Source organism: Chryseobacterium endophyticum, from assembly GCF_056333165.1.
On record NZ_JBWGXE010000024.1, the window covers coordinates 1 to 2,374 of the forward strand.

The 2,374-nt window shown below is 39.1% G+C and carries 1 protein-coding gene; it reads right to left on the bottom strand.

From position 1 onward, the window contains the following. Positions 1 to 2,374, bottom strand: a 2,374-nt coding sequence (locus AC0N32_RS19735) for a hypothetical protein (protein ID WP_476395540.1), incomplete at both ends; no start/stop codon positions are given.

Genomic DNA, 2,374 nt, shown 5'->3' on the forward strand with positions numbered 1-2,374 from the left:
TGGTCGTTCCGCCCAGGGTCTGAGTGGTCGTTATTTCCAAAGGGATGCCGATCATATTCCGGTCGATCATCAGCTGGTTGCTCTGATCATGGGCGTAGCTGTAGCCTGTAATGTCAAAAGATCCGTCGTTATAGGTGTTTTTCATCGACATCAGGTTAATCGGTTTGTTGATGTCCGTATCGGAATAGGTATAATCGGTAACGGTCTCCACTACCTTGTTGTTTTTGAAATATTCGGTAATCTTCGACTGTTTTTTTTCTATTGCTCCTCCATAAATGGTGACAGGGTAATATTCAAACGCATAATTTGCCCTATTAATTGCTAATCCATGGCTGTTATGGTACCTTACCATAAATAGGTCCAATCCGAAAGCTATTTCATCCTGATTGTTCAGAATAAAGCCGGACTTTGTATTTTTCAGGGGATTAAACTCGTAACTAAAAACTTCTTTTCTTAAAGTATCACTGCCTTTTTTATAAATCGTTTTTAGAGGAAGGCCATTTCGCCACTCGTCATAAGCCTGAGGGGTATTTGTATAAGGATAATATGGCGTCTGCGCATCATTTGTAAAAGTATATATAACTTCTCCAAGACCGTTTTTCTCAGTAACTTTAGAATAGGTCATAATATTCCCCGAGTTATAGGACGTAAAAGCATTCCCTGCCGACTGGTATTCTTTGACTTTTGCTACATAATCCGGCGGGGCATAATATCCTACATTCGGATCGGATGGTGGTATCATCAATCTAGGTTCCGCCACACGAAAATAAGGTTTATAAAAATTGAATTTTCTCTTTAATGTCCCTGAATTGTTATAATCGTATTCAAAAACATTCGAAACATTATTATTGTCAATGTCTTCAACTTTTTTTATCCTTAACCCTCCAACCAATTGGTTGGTCGTCTGTGTAAAAGTGGTTGTAAATCCATGCGAAATGGTCATTGAACATGCACAATCTCCAAACCTGGTCAGTTTTAGGGTTATAGGTTGGCCGTTAGGAGAGATTGGAATACCTTGGGTAATGTGGTAAACACCGCCGGTACCACCACCGCTAAGAAAACCCCTGCATGAACTGTAATTGCCATCTTCTGGCAACTGCTGAGGATCGGTATTGTTAAGGCAACCGTTCGAAAAGTTAACTTTTACATCCTGCAAAGAAGGATCAACGGTAACGGTCTTTATCACGGATAATTGATTTGGATTTACGGCAGCATCCGAATCGATCCCGTCAATAGTTTCCGTATGGTATTCAGTATAGGTAGAAGTCTGTCCTGAATCATTATTCTCATAATACAACTTTTTTTCAGCACCAGTTGGATATTTTACCTTTGTTAAAATGCCCATCTGCGTATATTTCGCATCAACCCCTCTGTCTCGAGAACCGCCGATAATAGTAGAATTCGATCCGTACACAAAAGGGATATTGGAACCGGAGGTAATATTGGAATTAAAGTATCCCCAAAGATCATCGGAGTTGCCATTCCTTCTGATAAGAGGATATTGTTCATTATAGGTAAAAGAATGTTTGGAGCTGCTCAGATCATCAATAACTTCCGTCAGTTTGAGTCTGTAATCCTCGTAAGTTTTAGTAAGACTGGCAGATTCAAAGTACGAATGGTTTAAAGATATTTGCCTGATGATCTGACCGCCTTTATTCTTGACGACTATTTTTTTTAATGCTTTTCCTCCTGTGCTCGAGCTCAGATCTTTACGGTATATTGCATCCGTCGTTGTCTGCAGATTTCCATCACCTGAATACAAAAAGTTAATTTCCCCCTCAGGAAAAACAATTTTTGAAATCAGTTTTTCTGTGTTGTTTTCAATGTTCGTTACATTTGGAGGGCTTGGATTAAGGGTGGGGAATTCATCATATCCTGGTGGGGTGTAATTTTCATAGATCGTGTAGATATATCTTTTTTCGTACACGGTCTTTTCAGTATACCTCTGTAGTGCCTGGTACTCAAACTTCAATACATCTCCACTGGTCGTCCTTAAACTATCCAGAGAAATCTGGTTCATAGATATTTGAGCTGCCTGTCCCGGAGTTTTTGAGAAAACGATATTGTTGTAAGATAGCCAATATTTATCTCCTTTTGTATTGGTTACTGTAAAGCCGGTCGCTGTTTTTTCAATTTTTATATCCTCGTGGGGTATTGTATATCCAATGTTATTATTCACAATAAAACTTCCGTTCAGGCCGGGAAGATTGTACATGTACAGGTCGGGTTTCAGATCATAATTACCCGAACTTAATAAATCCATATCTGCCTGCTTGGTATTGTCCTCAACATAAAAATTAGGAATGGTATTTGCGGCGTGATTAAGATCGTGAAAAAACAACGGAGCGGAATCATCGTCTTTATCAAATATATT